This window comes from Pseudomonas sp. NPDC098747 (assembly GCF_044760045.1).
GTDB lineage: Bacteria > Pseudomonadota > Gammaproteobacteria > Pseudomonadales > Pseudomonadaceae > Aquipseudomonas.
In genome coordinates this window covers 20,854-41,034 of record NZ_JBIWAL010000049.1, presented here as the reverse complement: position 1 = coordinate 41,034, position 20,181 = coordinate 20,854, and the positions used below count along the sequence as shown (strand labels likewise).

Here is a 20,181-nt window from a genome sequence, read left to right as displayed (position 1 = left end):
CAGCGAGGGCCGAACGTCAGGGCACAGACCTTTTGGTTACTTTTGGGGCGTTTGCCAAAAGTGACCCGCCGTAAGGGCGGAACCGTAATCAGCCATCACCCCAAAAACGGATATGCCCCAAAAAACCATCAAAACCCCAAACTAGCCTGCACAAAGAACGTACGCGGCGCCCCCACATACATCCCCGAATTGTTGTCGCTGGAGCGGGTGAAATACTGCTTGTCGAAGACATTCTTCACCCCGGCGCCCAGCTTCAGGTTCGACACTTGCGGCCCGAAATCATAACCGCCGCGCACGTTCCAGGTCACATAACCCGGAATATCACCGTACTGCCCATCCGCCGTGCCGTCAGTGATGTAGTTACCGTTAAAACTACCATCGGCGTTCACACCAGTACCCGGCGAACGCTGTTTCGACTGGGCAAAACCGTCGAGATTGTAGGTCCAGCGATTAACCTCATAGCGCAAACCAACCGTTGCCACCTGACGCGAATAGAACGGGAGATCACGCCCCTTGAACCCCGGAATCTCACCTTCATAAGTTGCACGGGTATACGTAAAACCGGCATTCGCGGACAGACCATCAAGGCGCGGATCCAGCGCCGCCATGTCGTAATGCACCGACGCTTCAATGCCCTGATGCTTGGTCGCGCCGAGGTTGGTCCAGCCGACATCGTTGCTGATGTATTGCAGTTCGTCGTCGAAGTCGATGTAGAACAGCGTCACTTCCCCGCCCCACACGTCATCGTTGTAGCGCGTGCCGATCTCGTAGGTCTTGGCCTTTTCCGGTTGCAAACCGTTGGCGGTGCTATCGCCCGAGCCGCCCTGACCGAGCTGGAAATATTGCAGGCTGCCAAACGAGGTTTCGTAGTTGGCGAACAGCTTCCACGCGTCTGACAGGTGATACATCACGCTCAGCGCCGGCAGCGGTTCGTTGCTTTCGATGCTGCGATTTTTCTCCGGCACCGGCCTGCCGGCAGTGTCGAGCACCGCGCGATCGTGCCAGTCAGTGCTGATGTGTTCGAAGCGAATGCCCGGGGTGATCGTCCAGTTGCCGACGTCGATTTTGTTGTCGACGTAAACCGAGTTGGCCTCGGTGCCGCCGGTGCGATCCTGGAACACGTGGCCATCGGAAGTCGGCGTGACGACAGGCTGGTTGTTGACCAGCGCCAGTCGGCTCGACTCCTCGTGCATTGCCTCTTTCAGGTAGCGATAACCGACGCTGACTTCCTGGGTGGTCGGGCCGACGTCGAACACCCGAGACACTCGCGGCTCGATGCCCAAGGTGTAATAAGAGCGCGGATATGAGCTGAGGGTTTTCTGGTCGCGAGCAGCGATGGTGCTACCCCGGAAACTGTCGGTGTAATAGGTCAGCACTTCAGCCTGAGTGCGCTCGTCGATCTGGCGAATCCACTTGAACGACACGTCCTTGCGCCGACCGCTGAAGCTGTCGTAATCGCGCACCGAGTCGTACGGATTGTTGTCGTATTGCTTCTGCGTGAGGCCACCGGGCATGTCGGCGCTGGCGTCGTAGTAATGAAAATTGAGGCTGAAATCATCCTGATCGGTCGGCGCCCAGTGCGTCTTGAGGATCACATCGTCAATATCGTTACCGTTATTGCGCTCGCGATAGCCGTGGCCGTTGACGCCCGAGTACAACAGCGCCACACCCATGCCGTTGTCGGCAGTACCGCCGAGGAACGCCGTGTCGATATGCTTCCAGCCACCGTACTGAGTGGTTTCCAGTGTGGTGCCGATTTCGCCGGTGGTTTTCTCCGGGATCGCGCGGGTGACGAAGTTGATCACGCCGCCGACGTTTTGCGGCCCATAGCGCACGGAACCCGCGCCACGTACCACATCGATGCTGTCGAGGTTGCCCGACGAGATCGGCGCCATCGACAGCTGCGGCTGACCGTACGGCGCGAATGCAGCCGGCACGCCGTCGATGAGCACGGTGGAGCGTGGCGACAGACGCGACGTCAGACCGCGCACGCCGACGTTCAGGGCAATGTCGCTGCCGCCGGTGCCGTTGGAGTCTTGCACCTGTACGCCGGGTACGCGCTTGAGCACGTCGCTGACGTTCATTGCGCCCTGCTCGACCATCGCTTCGCGGCGAATCACCGTGCGCGCGCCGGGGTGGTTTTGCACCACGGCCGCATTCGCGTCGCCGAGCCAGTCGCCGACCACTTTGATGTCGGTCACGCCCAGTTCCAGCGGGCCGTTGGTGGCAGCAGAGGTCGCGGCGGGCGACAGCGTCACCGAGCCTTCGTTGATCTGATAATCCAGACCGCTGCCTTGCAGCAATTGACGCAGCGCTTGCTCTGGCGAGATATCACCCTCGACTGCCGGGGCTTGTTTGCCGGCGACCAGGTCCGGGCTGAAAAACACCTGCAACGAGGTTTGCTGGCCCAGTTCACTCAAGGCCTGACCCAGCGGCTGCGCGCGAATATGAATGGCTTCGGCAGCGAATGCCAAAGGCACGGCAGCGTTGACCGCCAGCGCGAGGGCCAGTGGCAACCAAGGGGATTTTTTGTTATTGGCAGTGGTGGTTTTCACGTCGAACGTAGTCCTGTGGATCGCAAGAGTGTGCGGCTGTTAATGCAAACCAGTTGCAGTTGAACAGGAAGACGATGAACTCGAAAAAAACCTGAATGCTATTTTGAAATTATTTCCTGGCTGCCATCCGCGAGGGTGCGAATGGCCACCGGCAGAATGCTCGGCAAGGCCTTGAGCAAGGCGTCGGTGTTGTCAGATTTGAACACGCTGGTGAGGCGCAGATTGGCCACGCCGGGGTTGCTGACGGTCAGCGGCTTCTCGCGATAACGCGACACTTCGGCGGCCACTTCGGCGAGGCTGGCGTTGTTGAACACCAGTTTGCCGCCGCGCCACGCCGTCAGCTCCGCCGGATTGACCGCATAGGCTGCCGCCACTTTACCTTGCGCATCGACATGGGTGCCGAGGCCGGCGGTCAGGTTTATAAATTCGTTGTCCGGCGCATTGTGCCCCTGCACTTTCACTGTGCCCTGCTCCACCGCCACCCGTGTCTGCGTCACGTCGCGACGCACGTCGAAGCGCGTACCGGTGACCGTCACCTTGCCGCTGCCCGCCTCGACCAAAAACGGTCGTGAATTGTCGTGCTCGACGCTGAACATCGCCTCGCCTTCAATCAGCTCGATGAGTCGGTGATCCTTTTCATAGCGCACCTGCAAGCGGCTACGGCTGTTGAGGTCGATCACCGAGCCGTCCGGCAATGCCACATGTTTGCGCTCGCCGAGCACGGTGGAAAACTCGGCGCTGTAATCACCCGGATGATTGAGGCCGCTGAACAGCCCCAGTCCAAGCGCCACCGTCAGCACACTGGCCGCGACCGCATAACGCAGCAGCGGACGCCGTTCGCGGCGCGCCGGTGGGGTTTCAACAAGGGCTTTCAGGCGTGGCGCTGGCAGCAGGTCAGCCGCCGTCCACAGCCCTTGCAGCAACTGAAATTCATCACGGTGTTGCGGATGTTCATTCAGCCAGGCGTCAAAGCGCTGCTGCTCGTCGGCACTGACGGCCGGCTCCTGCAAACGCACAAACCAGCGAGCCGCATCATCGCGCACCGTCGTTTGCCCGCACGCGCAATCACGAGTATCCATCATGGAATGTCCTGTTTGGCCGGGGATGAAAAGTTGCTGCTCACGACTGCAACCCGTCCAGTCGATCACGCAGATGCCGCAGGGTGCGGATCATATACTTTTCGACCATGTTCTTGGACAGCCCCAGGCGTTCTGCGATTTCCGCCTGGGTCAGGCCTTCGATCTTCTGCCAGACAAAAATCTTCCGGCAATTGATCGGTAACTCCGCGAGCGCCCGTTCGATGGAGTCGGCCAACTGGATCGCGTGCATGTAATGCTCCGGGTCGCCGGATGACGACACACTGTGGTCGATTGCCTCCGACTCCATGGCGCCGCGCCGATCCTCCCGCCGATAGCCATCGACCGCGATATTGCGCGCGGTCTGGTGCAAATACGCCCGAGGTTGCTGCACCTGCGCCGAATCGGACTCAAGCACCCGCACAAAGGTGTCGTGCGCCAGATCCTCGGCCTGCGCGCGATTGCGCAGACGACGAGTCCAGGTGCCGATCAACTCTTCGTAATGCTCGAAAAAGCCGGGTCTGCGGGGACGCATGGGGGTATGGGTGGTGTGCTGAGGAAAGAGGCGCGAATAGTAATGCTTCCCATTAAACCCGGCAAATCATTCCGGTCTGGGTCAACTGAAGGGAAACCTGATCAGGAGGTATTCAACCTGCCTATTACAGACCGCGGACCTTGGTTTCATTCACCAAGCGGAGCTATACAGGTTCATCAATGCAGACATCAAGGATAAATACCATGGAAGACTTCACTGCTAGCAATCCTGACTTTGACAAACACGTCCAATTTGCCGTGCTCAGTATGCCGGCGGCAAAACTGCTGGGTTTCCATTACAACTACCTGAAACCAGGTCATTGTGAAATCGAACAACCCACGCGCAAAGAGCTCACTCAGCACAACGGCTACTTGCAGGGGGGCATCGTCGGTGCATTGGCTGACTTTGCCGCAGGTTCGGCCGCTGGCACTCTGTTGCCGCCAGGCTGGATCAACATGACCACGGATTTCACCGTCAAACTCATCGCCCCCGCTGAGGGTGAAAAGCTGCTGGCCAGAGGCAGAGTCATCAATGCCTCGCATAACACGACGGTCGCAGCCGCCGATTTGTACGCAGTGAAAGAAGGCAAGGAAACACTCTGCGCGACGGCATTGGTCACCATGCGAAATATTCCCCTGAAGGCATGAGCAAAAAGTGGGAGCGAGCTTGCTCGCGAATGCGCTGGTTCAGTCACCACTGAATTGACTGAAATGACGCCTTCGCGAGCAAGCTCGCTCCCACAGGGGATGGGGTGGATGCCGGTTCAAGTGCATCCACCCAAGAGTTGCTTAGCCTTTTTCGTCGATTCCGGCGTGCAGGGTTTGGGTATCGAGATGCCCGCTCAAGGTGACCGGGCCGACTTTCAGATCACCGTTCTCAAACGACACCTTCGGCGCGTTTTCCTCGGTTTTTTGTGGCAGATCCAGGCCGGCCTTGATGCCGTAATCGTGGTTGTTCAGGTCGCTGCTGCTGACCTTCGAACCACCCAGATCAACCTTGCCTTCACTCACTGAAATCCGCGCGCCGGTGAGTTGTGTTGCGCCACCAACATTCAGGTTTACACCTTGACTGGCGCTGATGCCGGACGCCTGCGCGACGCTGTCCTTGTGCGCGTATTCGCCCTGGGTTTTCAGCGTTGGCTTGTAGTCAGTGCCGGCGAGTTTTTCCTTGTCGCTCGGTGGATTCTTCTTGGCGGTCAGGCCTAGATCGACATCGACTTTGGCGTTGGTCTGCGAGTCCTGACGGCTTTCGACCGACAGATCCCCTGCGACATTCCCGCTTACAGTTTTCGCATCGACTCGCGCGCCAGCTAGCTGTGCATCACCGCCGCTGTTCAACACCACGCTGTCAGCCTTGATCTGGCTGTTCTGCTGCGTGGTGCCCTGCAGGTAATCCACGCCAACCTTGGCGCCGGCATTGAAGCCGTGATCGCTGCTGGCCTTCTCATCGGCGGCTGTCGGTTTTTTGCTGCTCAGATTACCGCCGGCATTCAGCGCGACGTTCCAGTTACTGCGGCTTTCAGTGGACTGTGCCGACTCCTGAACATAACCGCCCTTCTGCGCATCGACGCTCACATTCGGCGCGCTGACTTGCGTGCCTTGCAGATGAACAGCGTCACCGCTCAGGGCGATCCCGCTCTGGCTGGTGATTTGGCCACCGGTAAGCGTTTGCGAATGCTCGTTGACCCGACCAATGTTGAAATTGCCACTGAGATTGCCGCCCTGATCGCGGCTCTTCTCGCTGCTGGTTTTGCTGCCGCCGCCCTTCAAGCCGCCGCCGAGATTGCTGCCGGTGGCGGTGTGAGTGTCGGTGGCCGCTTGCAGATCGAGCTTGCCATCAGCGTGCAGGTCGATGGCGCCAGTGCTGTCGATCGTTGTGCCTTGCTGGATCTGATTGCCGCCACTGCTCAGTTGCACCGGACCGTTGCCGGTGATGCTCGCAACGTGGGCTTGGCTATCGTGGGTCTGCTTGCCGGTATGGTCGAGCTGAAACCCGGCGCCGAGATCGACGTTGGTGCCGTCGGTTCCTGGCAAGGTGCCGACCGTCAGCGAACCATTGCCGCGCAGACTGGCGTCACTGCTGTTCTGGCGATCGTTGGCCTGATTAAGCGCAAGATCGCCCCCGGTCTGGATGCTTACGCCGCCCTGCCCGCCGTCGAAACGGCTGCCTTCAAACTGCGCGTCGCCACCGACCTTGATGTTCACGCCCTGGCTGCCGGCATAAGCGCCGACCACCGCCGTGGAACTGTCTTTGGTGGACTGGCTGCTGCCACCCGCACCGCTGCCGGCGACATTCACGTCTTCGCCGGTTTTGGTGTAGACCCGCACGTCGACCTTGGCATCCACCGAACTGTCGGTGCTGGCGTGGGTATTGCTCGCGGCATCGGCGACCAGCTTATCGGCGCTGATGTTTACTTTGCCGTTGCTGGCGTTGTACTGCGTGCCTTGGTCGTGCAACGTTCCTGCGACGTTCGCGTCGACATTGCCGCCGTCAAAACGGCTGGCGATAGCGTTGCTGTTTTGCTCGGTTTTGTTGGCGCTGCCATGACCGACCGCGACTTCGATACCAACGTTCGGCTGGCCGAGATTTGAAAGCGCATCCTTGTCCGGCACCTTGGCGTTCAGCACATCCTTGACCGCACCAGCGATTGGCCGGGCGATGTCTTTGTACTCGACGTTGGCGCCGATGTCCGCTGACCAGTTGCTCTGCTGATGCGTGCTGCTTTCAGTGTTGCTGGCCGCGCGGTTGTCGACTTCGTTGGCCACGATGTTCAGACCGTTGCCGGCCTTCACTTGCGCGCCCTCGGTGGCGAGCTTGTCGGCGTTGATCGTCAGGCCACCGCTGCTCTGCACGCTGGTGGTTTGCGCAATGGTTTTGCTGCTGGTGTCTTGCGAGGTGCCATGGGCGAAATCGATGCCACTGCCGGCGCGGTCGAGGCCGCCGGTGTAATAGAAACCGCCGCCGGTGCTGGACGTGTCGGTGGTGGTTTTGTGGCTGTTCTGCTCGGCCAGCAACGACACGTTTTTACCGCTCAATGTCGTGTCGCCAGCGGTGGATTTCACCTCCGCGCCTTTGAGGGTCACGTCGCCGCCCGCCTTCACTTGCACGCTAGCGCCGCTGAGGCTGGAACCTTGCTGCGTGACGTCGTTGCGGGTCACGGTTTGTTGCTTGTCTTCGTAATGAATCCCGGCGCGATATTGCTCCGCTGTTTGCTCTTTGGCGTAGGCGTCGAAGCCACGGGTTTGCGTGGTGGAGCTGCTGTCGTGGCTGTTCTGCGCAGAATGCAAATTCACATCCCCCGCCGCGTCGGCCGTTAGCGCGCCGCCCGCCTTGACGGTCGAGCCGGCCACTTCGATGTCCTTGGCGCTTTTGAGCTTGAGGTTGCTGTCGGACACGAGCTCGCTGCGCACCGTGGTGCTGTCCTTGACGTTCTGGCGCGACTCGTCCTTGCTGATGCCGAAGAACTTGCTGTCCTTGTCGTAGTTGTTGCTGTGCGAGGTGTCCTGCACGCCGTCGACGACCAGCGAACCCTTGTCGCTGATCACGCTTGCCTCGATACCGCCACGCACCTGGCTGCCGCTGATGCGTACGTCGTCAGCCTTGACGATCAGTTTGCCCGCCGCATTGACCTTGCTGCCCTGATGCTGGGTCTGGCCCTTGTCGGCGTCACCGTTCTTGCCGAAGAAACCACCGCCAACCAGATCGCCGGAATAACGATTGTCGTTGCTGCGACTGGTCCGTGTTGCCGTGGTGATTTCCACCTGTTTGCCGGCCAGTTGCAGGTCGCCCGAACTGTTCAGTTCGGCGCCTTCGGAACGCAACAGCGCAGCGGTTTGCAGGGCGATATTGCCGGCCTTCAACTGGCTGGTGACGCTCCGCTGTTCTTCGCTGCTGGTGTTCCAGTTGGCTTTCCACAAGTGTTTGCGGTGGTTGCCCTGATTGGTCTGGGTGTGGCTTTCGGTGGCGGCGGTCAGACGCAGGTCACCGCCACTTTGCACGCTGAGATTGTTCGCCGCTTCGACTTTTGCAGCGTGCAGTTGAGTGTCTTTGCCGGAGGATAATGTCGCGTCGCGGCTGGCGATAATCTGGCTGCCGTGCTGACGCGACTCGCTGTCGGTCTGGGTACGGTCGTAGGTTTCCCACGTGATGCCGATGGTGCTGTTGCTCCAGTTTTCGCGCTTTTCCTGGAGCTTGCGGCTTTCGACCGTGCTCAGGGTCAGGTTGCGCTTGGCATCGACGTTAACGTCACGGCCACTGACATCGGTGGCGGCCAAGGTCAGGTCCTTGCCGCTGTGCAGACCGACATCGCCCTGGCTGCTGCGGATACCCGCGCGGGTCACGTCGAGGCTGTCGGCCACGGCTGCACCGCTGACACTGAGATCACCGGCAGAACGAATCTGCACGCCATCGCGCCCGGCCACTTGCACTGCGCCGACTCTCACACCAGCACCTTCAGCAGTGCTGACGATATTGATGCGTCCGGCCTGCATCGCGCCGAACAGGCTGGCGTCGATGCGTTGATCGGCGGTGTGGCCTGCCGGGTCCACGGTTTTCACCTGGCCACTGGCGTAATCAATCTGATTGCGGCCAACGGTAAGGTTGAGTTGATCGCGGGCATTGAGCGCGCCCTGGCTGTCGATACGCGGGGCGATCAGGTTGATCGAGCCCTCGCCGTTCCGCAGGCCGCCGCTCTGAATCTGTAACTGGCCACCGGCGTCACGAGTGCTCAAGGCTTGCAGCTTGCCGTCGTTGAGTTCAGGGCGACCGACCACCAGATTAGCGTTCGGCGTGTTGATGAAACTGCCGCCATTCACCGAGATGCCGTTGGGGTTGGCCAGCACATAATCGGCGGCGCGACCAAAGATTTCCTGTGCGCCGTTGATGGCTGACGGGTTGCGGCTGATCACTTCGTTGAGGATCACGCTCGCCGCTTGCCCTTGCAGTTGCGGGTTGGCTGCCAGTTGCCCGGCAAGCTGCGATTGCCCGGCCTGCAAGGCGTTGTTCAGCACCAAACCCTGACGGTCTACGTTGTAGTCGAGGAACTGGTTGTGCGACAGGCCCGAACCGTTGGGCGCGACGATGTTGACGATGGGCACACCGCCCTGGGTCTGCAATTGCGCGGTGCCGCCGGGGCCCGGCGCGACGACGACACCACCGGCCAGAGCGCTCGGCAAGTGCACGGCGAAGAACAGGCTGGCGATCGCCCAGCGCAATTTGCCCCGAGGGGAAAGATGAAATGCAAAAGTATGTGCTGGCATAAAAACGTCTCCATGTAAGTACGGCATCACGTCGCGCGTTTTGGTATTGGCCGTGGCTGTCGCGCTCAGGTCCGACGGCTGTTTGTTCAGTGCATTATTCGTATGGGTCATATCTGCACCCCGACCCGCATCAGCCAGGTCTCAGGCTCATGTCGCAGACCGTTGGGGGTGTTGAGGGCGCGTTGGTAATCGACGTCAACTTGCAGGTTTTTCCAGCCCAGATTGAGGCCGAGACTGGCGCCGCTCAGGCGTTGCCCTTGGGCGCCGTGATCGGCCTTGATCCAGCCGTGGTCGAGGCCGACACGCGGAGTGATCTGCACCGGCCATTCGCTGCGCAGCGGCAGGCGCAAGGTGTTGCGCCAGATTGCGCCGCTGGCACCGGAGGCACTGCTGACGCGATAACCGCGCACCGCCGAGTCGTCGGTGCCAAGCAGTTGTTCGATGGCCGGCAATGGGTCCGGGCTGTACTGCACATTAAGCTGGCTCTGCCACTGCCAGGCTTGCGCACCGAACTGGCCATTGCGCCATTGACTGAGGCCGGCGCGGTACTTGCGAAACTGCGCTTTCGGCAGGTTGTTGATCGACTGTCGGGAATCGTCATCGGCGCCGATCCAGCGCAGGCCTTGCGCGTAGTTGACGTCGAGGTTCCACACTGCGCGGTCGAGCCAGAACAGATTGAGCCCGGCTTCGGCCACGGTCAGGGTCGGGCTCTGAATGCCCAGGCGGACGTGTTCCAGATAGCTGTCGACGTCCTTGTGCGCCAGTTGCAGGTTGGCACTGAGCTGGCGGCTCTGGTCGCGCCACAACACGCGGTCGGCGCGCAGGCTGACCTGCTCGGTGATGCCGGTGCTGTGAAAAGTCGTGCTCGGCAATTTGAACGGCGCACGGTATTCGGCGTGGCTGGCGAATACGCTGTAAGTCCAGTAGCCATAGGGGATTGCGTAATAAAGGCTGGCGTTGCGACTGTAGCGGTCGCCCTGATTCAACGTGTCACTGGCGCTGAGGCTCAGCAGATCGTTGAGTTGCAGCGGGCTGTCGAGGCTCAGGCTGAGCGTATTGCGGTCGCGTCCGGTGCTGGCGCTGCCGAGGTTGTCGATCCCCGCGTTCAAGGCCCAGCGCGAGTGCCCGGAGGTGCGCGAACGCAGGATGATCCGCGAGGCGCCAGGCTGGCTGCCGGGGGCGATGTCAGCGGTCAGGTCAACCGAACGCAAGCGGTTCAGTTGATCCAGCCCCTGCTCCAGATCGCGCAGGTTCAACGGCTCTCCGAGCATGCCCGGAAAAGCACCGCCCAGCGAGATCAGCAGGCTTTGATCAGCCAGTTCGATGGACTCGATGTAGCCTTCGTCGACCCGGATATCCAGCGACTGCCCCGCCGCCGGAGCACTCACCAGATAGGGGCGACTGGCGATGTAGCCCTTCTCGACATAAATCGCGGTGATGGTCGCCAGCAGATGATTGATCTGGCCGACACCCATGCATGGCGCCAATAAGGGCTTGATCCGCGCGTTGAGTTTGTCGCTGTCGATCAACATCACGCCGCCGATGCGCGTGCCGCTCAACGGCCAGCAGCGCTCATCAGGGGTAACGGCTTGGGGAATTGCCGGAGTGGCTGGCGCCGGGCCGAACGCGCCGCGCTCCAGCTGGCGTTTTCTTTGCTCAAGTTGCAGCTGTTGCAGGTCGCGCTGTTGCTGTTGTTGCTGGCGCAGCACTTCCTGGCCCGGCGCGACAGGTTCAGCCGCTTCAAGCGAGGAGGCACACACGCTCAACACAACGACCGACAACAGCGGGCAACGCGTGGCATGACGAGGAAAAACAGCGCGAAGCAAATACGGCACGCAACATCCTTGCGATCATTGAATGGCGTAATGCCACATCATCAATAATCGTGATAGTCGGAGCCCTCCTACACAAATGCAAGACGCTTCCTACAGCGCTTACATTTCTTAAACAATTGCTTTTGTTGCTCTTATTGTCAGCAGCAACGCCACGGCACTGCACGCTATCAGGGTTTCCCCGAGTGCCTGAGACCACCCGGCGAGCATCATGCCCACGCCGATCAGCAGGTAATAAATCAGCCCCAACAACGCCCCGGCAGTGCCCAGTCGATCCGCATAATCGACCAGCGCCATGCCGAGAATATTGGGGATCGCCATGCCGAACGCCAGCACAATCAGCACCATCGGCAGCACAAACGCAGCACTGTCCTGCAGCCACCAGACGCCGATGCCACCGAGCAAACCGGTGATGGCGGCGAGCCGGATCAACTGCATCGCAGCGAACCCTGCCTGCAATAAACGCTTGTTGGACCATGCGCCAAAACCTGAGCCCAGCGCGAGGATCACACCGCTGTAGCCGAACCACGTTGCGCTCAGGCCCAGACGCTGAAAAATGAACGGCCCAAGGCTGTAATAACTGAACAGCGCCACATTGAACGAGGCAATCCACAGTGCCGAACGCCAGATGCTCAAGTCGCGCAGCATGCGTGCGAGGGTTTCCCACAGACAAACTTGGGGCGTTTGCTGCGGACGGGTTTCCGGCAAGGCATAGCAACTCCAGAGCCACAGCGTCACGGCGAATAAAACCAGCGCAACCAACACGCCGCGATAACCGAAGGCCTCGACCAGACTGGCGCCGCTGAACAAACCAATCGCGGGACTTGCCGCCAGCGCGATGCCCACCAAGGAAAATACCTGCGCCAGTTCTGCCCCTTTGAAGCGGTCGCGTAGCAAGGTTTGCGTGACCACCGAGCCCACCGCCGCGCCAAATGCCGCCAACCCCTGCGCCAGCAACAGACCGTTGAAACTGCTGACCCACAGGGCCATAACCGTGGCAACCGCGTAGATCGCCAGGCCCGCGAGCATGACCGGGCGCCGGCCGATGCGATCACACAATCGCCCCCACACCACCACGCCCACAGCAAAGGCGAAAAAGTAAACCGACAAGGTCTGCGCCGCCGCCTCGGGACTGACTTTAAACACCTGGGCGATATCCCCCAGCGCCGGGCTGTAAAGGGTCTGGGCGATTTGCGGAAACATCAGCAACGCAATCGCCAGCGGCAACAGATTTCTGTTGTTCATTGTTTATGACTCCTCGAATAAAACCGCCGAGAAGTTTAAGAACTGCTGACTGGCGTATTATCCGAACCCTGCCAATTTATCGCTGAAATCGGACAACCCATGGCCTGGATCAACGCCCACACACTTTTTGACGCCGACCAATACTCGGCGCCGGTGATTGGCATCGCAGCGACGCTGGGTGATCACGACTCCGGCCAGCATCAACACCAGCGCGGGCAACTGCTGTACACCCGGCAGGGCTGCACGCGCATCACCCTGGCGCAGCAATTGTGTCTGCTGCCACCGTCGCGGGCGGCGTGGATTCCGGCGGGTGTGAGCCATCGGGCGGTGATGCAGCAAAGCGTCGATTACCGCTCCATTTACCTCATCCCCAAACTGTGCCGAGAACTGCCGCAACAAGTCTGTGTCATCGAAGTGAGCCCGCTGCTGCGCGCCGTGCTGGAACCGATGGCCACGGCGGATTTCGACACTGATTGGCAACAGGGTAAATTCGCCCATCTACTTGGCCTGTGCCTGAGCGAGATTGTTGAAGCGGCACAACAACCGATGTTGCTGCCGTTGCCACAGGACAAGCGATTGCTGCCACTGCTCGCAACCCCGGAACGGCTGCCGCCGGAACTGCAAGTGCTGGAACGCCAGATCGGTGCCAGCAGCCGCACCATCGGCCGGATCTTCCAGCGTGAAACCGGCATGAGTTATCAGCAGTGGCGACAGCAATGGCGGTTGATGCGCGCCATGGAATTGCTCGCCACCGGGCGCAGCCTCGGTTATTGCAGCTTCGAACTGGGCTTCGCCAGCGACAGCGCGTTCATTGCGTTCTTCAAAGCCATGACCGGATGCACGCCCGGACAGTGGCTCAAATAAACATCGGACGACCGGCGACGCTCAAACCCAGGTCCGCGCCCCATTGATGCTCAGGACGTGCCGGGTGACATGACTGAAAATCAGGAGGTCCCTCAGTTGACCGCTCGTCACTCGGGCGGCACCAAGCGTTGGGCGCATAACACCAACATCAGGTAAATCCTCTTTTTGGAGACGTACCATGATGACGCGCAAGCTCACCTCGTTATTGCTCGCCGGCCTGCTAGCCACGGCCTCCGCCGCCAGCTTCGCGGCCAACGACGGCGCCGATGCAACAGGCACCAAATCGGGCTCCACCGGTGGTTCGACCATGCCACCGGACAACACGCCGGGCGCGCCGTCTGGCGGTAACAGCTCCGGCGGCGGTTCCGGCACTGGCACCAATGGCGGCGCCAGCGGCTCTGGTTCAGGGGCCGGTGGTGGCACAGGTTCGGCGGGGGGCGGTACTGGCGGTGCGGGCGGTGGCACGGGTGGCTGAACGAACAAGAGCCATCCGTGGTGAAAATCTCCCACAGCTTTTCTAAGCATTCACACAATTTGTGATCAGTGAAAATCCATGTGGGCTTGCCAGCGATGGCGCCACTACAGTCAGCATCTTCTTATGCTGAACGGCCGCTATCGCTGGCAAGCCAGCTCCCACAGTTTTTTGTGCCTGTCGTTGGTTCAGCGATCAGAGCGCATCAGATCTGCAATCCCACCATCCAGCGACATTACCGCCGCCCGATTACGCCCGGCATTTTTGGCTTGATACAACGCCGCATCCGCACGCTGGATAAACACTTCAAGGCTGTCATTGCCACTGGGAATAAATGAATAGCAGCCCAGACTGACCGTAAGATAACCAGTGGGCGAACCGCTATGGGTGATGCGCTTGTCGATCACGCTGCGGCGAATCTGCCCGGCAATCGCCAATACGCCGTTGATATCAGTGTCGGGCAATAAAACCGCGAACTCCTCGCCGCCGTAACGCACGACCAGATCGGACTTGCGCTGGCAGCAGCTTTTCACGACCTGGGCCACCTGTATCAGGCAATGATCACCGGCCACATGCCCGTAAGCGTCGTTGTAACGTTTGAAGAAATCGATATCGAGCATGATCAGTCCGACCGGACTGACCTGCCGCGCGCCACGGGCGAATTCAATCTCCAGCGACCGTTCGAACAAGCGCCGATTAGCCAGGCCAGTGAGGCTGTCGTGAGTAGCGATCTGCTCCAACGCCTGTTGCGCCTTGCGCAGGTTTTTCTCTATCCGCTCGCCATTGCGCACTTGATGGATAAACACCCAGCCGAACAAACCGACACCGAGGATCACCAACGCCACAATCACGCTTGACTGGAACGCGCGGTCGTACCATCCCCTGAGAATCGTGTCCCGCGAGGTCGCCGCCGCCACCACCAGCGGATAAGCCGCCAGTTGCCGATAGCCGTACAAACGAGTGACGCCATCGACCACCGAACTGATCATTGCCGTGCCGGCAGTGGCGTTGGGCAACAGCGTTTGATAGATCTCGCCCTTGGCCAGTGACGTGCCAATCAGTGATTCATCGAACGGCCGGCGAGCGAGCAAGGTGCCGTCAGTCAGGCCGATAAACATGATGCCGTTGTCGTCGAGGCTGAAGCTTTTGAAGAACTGCTCGAAGTACGACATCTTGATCCCGGCCAGCAACACTCCCTGGAAGTTGCCGGCACGGTCATTGATGCGTTTGGAGATCGGGATGATCCATTCGCCGTTCTCACGGCTGCGAATCGCCGGGCCGATGTGCGCTACCGACGAGACGTTCTGCTGATGGAACTTGAAATATTCGCGGTCAGCCACGCCGTTGCCACGGGGCAAATCGGGGAATGAAGTAATCACCCACTGACCCTGATCGTCGAACAGAAACATGCCGTGCAACTGCTCCAGCTGCTGCACCCGGCGGGAGAAGGTTTTTTGCAACCGGGGCCTTTGCGCCGCACCGTAACCGTCGTCCTGAATCCAGTCGACCAGGCTGCTCATCACCAGATCCGCCGCGAGGAACGTGTCCTCCGCCTGCTGCGCCATCGCCCGGGTCAGGTTGCTCGAGGCCATTTGCGCCACCGTCAGATCCTGACGCCGCGACTGCTCCAGTTGCAGGTACAGCAAACCAAACAGGCACAGGCTCACCGCAACGATAAACAGCACCGCCGCTTTGCGTAGCGGCAGACGCTTTAGCGTGCCGGGAGCTTGATGCGGATCGTGAGTGGGGATTGGCAAAAGCATGTCCTGGACAGGTACGACAGGGGCGCTAGCCCGAAACCCTTGTGTTTGTGAGCGTAGCCCACCGGGATGCAGTGGGCAAACGCCCCGCTCTCGCCCAGTTGTATCGGCGTAATGCGCGATTGGATGACTGCCGTGGGTCGAATTATTTTTGCTCAGGCGAATGAGCCGAGGGGTGCAGGGGGATTTGCCAGCCCCCCGGTTTTATGAACGAGGTTTGTTGATTTCCCGAAGCAAGTCCGCGACGGGAATGTGCATGGTGTTTGAATAATAGGGTTTATAGCCGTAGGCGGTGACGACGACTTTGCAGGGGATTTTTTGTTTGTTGAGGAGAAGTTGGTTAAGTTCTGCCGCTGACAAGTCTCGTTGCGAACTTTGATTGCTTGACGTTTCAACCAGAAATGCACTGGTAACATAAGAAAACGTCGTATTGACTTTCTTGTTTTTTTCAGACTCAATCAACCCAACTGCAGAAAACTGCATTGATTTGCCAACCGAAAAATCCTGATCATTAGCTAAGGCACACTGCAGCGTACCTGAGACCATCCCGTTTCTTTCTCCTCTGGCAAAAAGATCCAGAACATCAACATCTGCTTGGTACCTGATGTCGTACAAGAGGTTTCTCTCTCTTTCAACGGAAACAAAAAACAAGTTTGCAGGCGGTAATGTATGGTCTTTTGCACAGCCAGCACATACAGCAAAAAATGCACAGAGAAGCCACTTATACATTACGGAAAATCCTTCATGATCGATTCAAGCAACAGGTCACTTGCCGACTTGCTGCCGGCTATTGGGGTAGTAAATAACCCCAATGCGTCTGCATGACTAGTGTTCACATCAACGTTGATCGACGGCCCGCAAGAGATAAGCCACTTTTCCCCAAAATCAGCAACTCCATCTGATGAGTCTCTCTGGATCGGCATCGCTTTGATGTTGATCCATTCAGCCGCAGCGGGCTCGGGGCGCTTACGATAAATATCCGAACCCACCCAGACCAAAGCCCCCTCACCCACAGGGTCAAGAGTAATCAGCATTTGAATCCTGTAACCCCATTCCGACATCTGTTTTGACAGGTGTGCGCCATTCCACGCACCTAGGCTATGGCCAACGATATAGATCGGACAGCTCTTGTACGGAATAAGACTCAGAACATGTCGTTGGATATCCTGCTTCCCTCTGACTTCGTTGTAGCCCAACCATTCCGATTTATATTTACCTTCGTCTCTTAATGCTTCGGTGCGTTTATCAAAACCCAACCGCGCTAATTGTATATTTCTATACGGACCAGAAAAGTAATACCGTTCCTTATCTCCTGCGCCACCAATGAAAACAACAACCGCCTTCGTACTCTCCACTGGCACAGCTTTCACACTGACATCCTTCTTATCTGTCAGTGCATGCTCCTTGTGCAGCTTGTAATTATTACCCTTCGCACACGTAACTGTTTCTCCAGCCATGCCTTACTCCTCCAGAAACAGCTTGATGGTTTCAGGCAAGTGAGAACTGACTGTGTGAGTGAAACCGCTAGCGTCAGACACGCCATGTTCCATACGCCCGTCCGCACGCTGAATTGCGTAGGGATGATTCGGCATGGGCTCACCGGTCACGTCATTGACCAGTTGCAACTTGTCAGTGAAATGCACTGGCATCGGCAGCAACCCACTAAAAGGAGCTGCGGACACCGTGTCGCCAATGATGACGGTGCCGGAACCACCGATGACCACGTTGCCATGACCACCGGTGCTGTCCAAGGTCGCGGCATTCAAACCGTTGATGAAAACCGTCGAAGAAACGCCGCCGGTAATCGGGCTGCCACACGCCGATTTATCAGTCATCCGCGCAGCCGCCAGACCGTCGAAATTCACATTCGGCGAGCCGCTGGCTATCGGGTTGGTACCGTGCCCCGGGAGTGGGCAGTCGGTGGGATCGGTGACGCGGGCGGCGGGTTTTCCGCTCATGAGCAGCTCCTTGCAGTGTTACGTGATGATCCTTTTGGGTGGCAAGCATGCGTGAAATTGCCAGACGCTTCAAACCTTCAGGCCAAAAAACAGGCGCCCATTCTGGCGCCTGCATTTCATGAGCAAATGGCGATCACATCACCGCGCCGGAGGCACCCGAATATCCCCCGCCCGGCACTGGGTTTTCACACCCTTGCCGCACGCGCCAAACTGCAGATCCTTGCCCATGCATACACGCACTTCCGACAGCTCCGGGCCGCTGCAAATTACTGCGATGCCATCAGCTGGAATCCCCGGATTGGCCTTACGGAACAAATCGGAAATTTCCTGCGCCTCGAAGTAATAAGACGTACTGAACGGTTGCAGCTCTTGCGGAATTTTCACCGCACCAACCGCTTTATCCGAAATATCCAGATAGCCCATCGCACCGAGGCCGCTGCAAGTGCCGTGTTTGGACCATTCGTGGTCGAGCAATTTTTTGGTCGGGAACAGCGTCATGCCTTTGTTGCTTTCCGCGGCCGACAGCATGGTCAGCGGCGGGCAGGATTGCGGCCAGCCGCCCTTGGCGTATTGCGGCCACAAGCCGTGTAGGACAAAGCCATAACCTTTGCCGGAACACTGCACGTCGTCCTTGTGCGTCAAACAGAAGGTCGGCGACCAGGACAACGCCAGCAGGTAATAATCGAACACCCCTGCTACCGACTCCACTTGCGCCTTGCTCGATTGCGATTGACGCGCCGAACTCAGGCCGATGCTACCGGCCGTCAGCGCAATCACTGCCAAAATTGTAAACAGCTTTTTCATGTACCCGCTCCTTGGGACGCCTGCGTCCGTGGTTTTCGATCCTGACCAGACTGGTCAGCGCTGATTTGGACACGCTTGTGTTGCAAGCGCATGACGCACGGCAACGTTGTACCCCGTTGAAAGGTCTACGATTAATAAGCAGACACCACAAACAGGGAACCGAAATGAGTAAAGCAGACGAACTCGCCGCGAAGCTCAAGCAAACCCGGCACAGCCACGCGGACGACATCACCTGCGCCGAACTGGAGATCGATTGCTGGCCCGCTCAGGTGTACGACCTGTACCACCGCATCGAAACCTGGCTGCAACCGGTGACCGAAGTCGGACTGAAAATTCGGCGCAATCCTACGCACATCTGCGAAACCTCTCCGGATGGCGAATCCCACGATTACGCTATCGATCAGTTGGTGATCGAAGCAAATAACCAAAGCCTGACTTTTGATCCCATCGCACGATTTACCGAAGACGGCGCGGGGCGCGTGCAAATCACCCTGCCGGACAGAAACACCTATCTGCTGCGCACCGTCGATGAACATCACGAAAGCCACTGGTGGATGCAGACCGTTGAAACCGGGCAACAACTGGATGCCATCGCGCTGACTGAAAATAACCTGTTGTCGGTGGTACAGGAGGGATTGGGGCTGTAAGCGCACTCTGCCGATAGGGATCAGCGCCCAGAACGTGGTTAACTTCTGGCTCCGATCCCTTTGGAGCCCGACAGACATGATAAAAACCAAAATCTTGCTCGGTACCTTGCTGGCCCTGCCGCTGACCTTCAGCGCTCAGGCAGCGGAACAACCGTCACACCTCGACACCATCCAGCAACAAGGCCAACTGCGCGTCTGCACCACCGGCGACTACAAGCCCTACACCTTCAAACGCACCGACGGCGATTTCGAAGGCATCGACATCACCATGGCGCGCTCGCTGGCCGACAGCCTCGGGGTCAAGGTTGAATGGGTGCAGACCACTTGGAAAACCCTGATGCCAGACATGCAGGCCGGCAAATGCGACATCGGCATGGGCGGAATTTCGGTGACGCTGGAGCGGCAGAAAAAAGCCTTCTTCAGCAATACCCTCGACGTCGACGGCAAGATCCCGCTGGTGCGCTGCGCCGATCAATCCAAGTATCAGACGGTCGAGCAGATCAACCAGCCCAACGTGCGCCTGGTCGAACCGGCCGGCGGCACCAACGAAGCCTTCGTCCACGCCTTCCTGCCCAAAGCGCAACTGGCCCTGCACGATAACGTGACGATCTTCCAGCAACTGCTCGACAACAAGGCCGACGTGATGATCACCGACGCCTCGGAAGCGCTGTACCAGCAGAAACTCAAACCAGGGTTGTGCGCGGTCAACCCGCAGCAGTTCATGCAGTACGGGGAAAAGGCTTATATGCTGCCGCGCGATGACATTAGCTGGAAGCTGTATGTTGATCAGTGGCTGCACTTGAGCAAAGTGACCGGCAAATATCAGAAAGTACTGAGCGAATGGATCGCCGTGCCGCAATAAGCATTCAGGCCTGAAACTAAATCCCCAAAGCCCACATCAAGCTTGCAGCATGAGCATTCTGTAGCGAGGGGATTTATCCCCGATGGGTCGCGTAGCGGCCCCTCCTTCCAACCAAATAAAGCAACGTGCTCAATCCACAAAACTCACTACAAACGACTTCCCTGTGGCGAGGGGATTTATCCCCGTTGGACTGCGCAGCAGTCCCAGTTCTTCACTGAAAACGGGGCCGCTTCGCGCCCCAACGGGGATAAATCCCCTCGCCACAGGGCCCGCTTTCAATCCTCATGCAACATCCCTGAACTGTAGTGATTCA

The 20,181-nt window shown here is 58.8% G+C and carries 16 protein-coding genes; 5 read left to right on the top strand and 11 right to left on the bottom strand.

Features of this window, described 5'->3' with window-relative positions:
• Positions 1–128: 128 nt before the first annotated feature.
• The 3 genes from ACIQVE_RS23370 to ACIQVE_RS23360 all read right to left on the bottom strand — a co-directional run bounded on the left by ACIQVE_RS23370 (position 129) and on the right by ACIQVE_RS23360 (position 4,166).
• A complete protein-coding gene (locus tag ACIQVE_RS23370; protein ID WP_402812785.1) occupies positions 129–2,555 on the bottom strand; it encodes a TonB-dependent siderophore receptor in 2,427 nt (808 codons plus the stop codon).
• A gap of 98 nt (positions 2,556–2,653) precedes the next feature.
• Positions 2,654–3,637: a FecR family protein gene (locus tag ACIQVE_RS23365; protein ID WP_402812783.1), complete on the bottom strand. Its 984-nt coding sequence runs from the start codon at positions 3,635–3,637 to the stop codon at positions 2,654–2,656.
• Positions 3,638–3,674: 37 nt separating this feature from the next.
• The gene (locus ACIQVE_RS23360) at positions 3,675–4,166 is read right to left on the bottom strand and encodes a sigma-70 family RNA polymerase sigma factor (RefSeq protein WP_402812780.1); all 492 of its coding nucleotides are present in this window, start codon (positions 4,164–4,166) and stop codon (positions 3,675–3,677) included.
• Between the two features lie 203 nt (positions 4,167–4,369).
• Between ACIQVE_RS23360 and ACIQVE_RS23355 the strand changes: the two genes are divergently transcribed.
• A complete protein-coding gene (locus ACIQVE_RS23355) occupies positions 4,370–4,813 on the top strand; it encodes a PaaI family thioesterase (RefSeq protein WP_402812777.1) in 444 nt (147 codons plus the stop codon).
• Between the two features lie 141 nt (positions 4,814–4,954).
• On the opposite strand, the gene ACIQVE_RS23350 is transcribed toward ACIQVE_RS23355, so the two are convergent.
• The 3 genes from ACIQVE_RS23350 to ACIQVE_RS23340 form a co-directional block, all read right to left on the bottom strand.
• On the bottom strand, positions 4,955–9,424 hold the full coding sequence (locus ACIQVE_RS23350; protein ID WP_402812774.1) for a hemagglutinin repeat-containing protein: 4,470 nt from the start codon (positions 9,422–9,424) through the stop codon (positions 4,955–4,957).
• A gap of 107 nt (positions 9,425–9,531) precedes the next feature.
• Positions 9,532–11,259, bottom strand: coding sequence for a ShlB/FhaC/HecB family hemolysin secretion/activation protein (locus ACIQVE_RS23345; RefSeq protein ID WP_402812771.1), 1,728 nt, complete (start codon positions 11,257–11,259; stop codon positions 9,532–9,534).
• Positions 11,260–11,367: 108 nt separating this feature from the next.
• Positions 11,368–12,501, bottom strand: coding sequence for a multidrug effflux MFS transporter (locus tag ACIQVE_RS23340; protein ID WP_402812769.1), 1,134 nt, complete (start codon positions 12,499–12,501; stop codon positions 11,368–11,370).
• 99 nt (positions 12,502–12,600) lie between these two features.
• Between ACIQVE_RS23340 and ACIQVE_RS23335 the strand changes: the two genes are divergently transcribed.
• Positions 12,601–13,365, top strand: a complete 765-nt coding sequence (locus tag ACIQVE_RS23335; RefSeq protein WP_402812766.1) for an AraC family transcriptional regulator — start codon at positions 12,601–12,603, stop codon at positions 13,363–13,365.
• A 178-nt stretch (positions 13,366–13,543) separates the two neighbouring features.
• On the top strand, positions 13,544–13,840 hold the full coding sequence (locus tag ACIQVE_RS23330; RefSeq protein WP_402812764.1) for a hypothetical protein: 297 nt from the start codon (positions 13,544–13,546) through the stop codon (positions 13,838–13,840).
• Positions 13,841–14,025: 185 nt separating this feature from the next.
• On the opposite strand, the gene ACIQVE_RS23325 is transcribed toward ACIQVE_RS23330, so the two are convergent.
• The 5 genes from ACIQVE_RS23325 to ACIQVE_RS23305 all read right to left on the bottom strand — a co-directional run bounded on the left by ACIQVE_RS23325 (position 14,026) and on the right by ACIQVE_RS23305 (position 18,359).
• Positions 14,026–15,594, bottom strand: coding sequence for a diguanylate cyclase (locus ACIQVE_RS23325; RefSeq protein ID WP_402812762.1), 1,569 nt, complete (start codon positions 15,592–15,594; stop codon positions 14,026–14,028).
• A gap of 207 nt (positions 15,595–15,801) precedes the next feature.
• Positions 15,802–16,326: a hypothetical protein gene (locus ACIQVE_RS23320; RefSeq protein ID WP_402812759.1), complete on the bottom strand. Its 525-nt coding sequence runs from the start codon at positions 16,324–16,326 to the stop codon at positions 15,802–15,804.
• Entirely contained in the window at positions 16,326–17,054 is a 729-nt protein-coding gene (locus ACIQVE_RS23315; RefSeq protein ID WP_402812756.1) for an alpha/beta hydrolase, read from the bottom strand. The genes ACIQVE_RS23320 and ACIQVE_RS23315 overlap by 1 nt, the downstream gene beginning before the upstream one ends.
• A gap of 3 nt (positions 17,055–17,057) precedes the next feature.
• Positions 17,058–17,555 (bottom strand): PAAR domain-containing protein, encoded by a 498-nt coding sequence (locus tag ACIQVE_RS23310; RefSeq protein ID WP_402812753.1) that lies wholly within the window; start codon positions 17,553–17,555, stop codon positions 17,058–17,060.
• 138 nt (positions 17,556–17,693) lie between these two features.
• On the bottom strand, positions 17,694–18,359 hold the full coding sequence (locus tag ACIQVE_RS23305; RefSeq protein WP_402812750.1) for a ribonuclease T2: 666 nt from the start codon (positions 18,357–18,359) through the stop codon (positions 17,694–17,696).
• A gap of 164 nt (positions 18,360–18,523) precedes the next feature.
• Here ACIQVE_RS23305 and ACIQVE_RS23300 point away from each other — a divergent pair, with 164 nt between their 5' ends.
• Both ACIQVE_RS23300 and ACIQVE_RS23295 read left to right on the top strand, forming a co-directional pair.
• The gene (locus ACIQVE_RS23300; protein ID WP_402812748.1) at positions 18,524–19,006 is read left to right on the top strand and encodes a hypothetical protein; all 483 of its coding nucleotides are present in this window, start codon (positions 18,524–18,526) and stop codon (positions 19,004–19,006) included.
• Between the two features lie 76 nt (positions 19,007–19,082).
• The gene (locus ACIQVE_RS23295) at positions 19,083–19,868 is read left to right on the top strand and encodes a transporter substrate-binding domain-containing protein (protein WP_402812746.1); all 786 of its coding nucleotides are present in this window, start codon (positions 19,083–19,085) and stop codon (positions 19,866–19,868) included.
• The last annotated feature ends 313 nt before the right edge of the window (positions 19,869–20,181 follow it).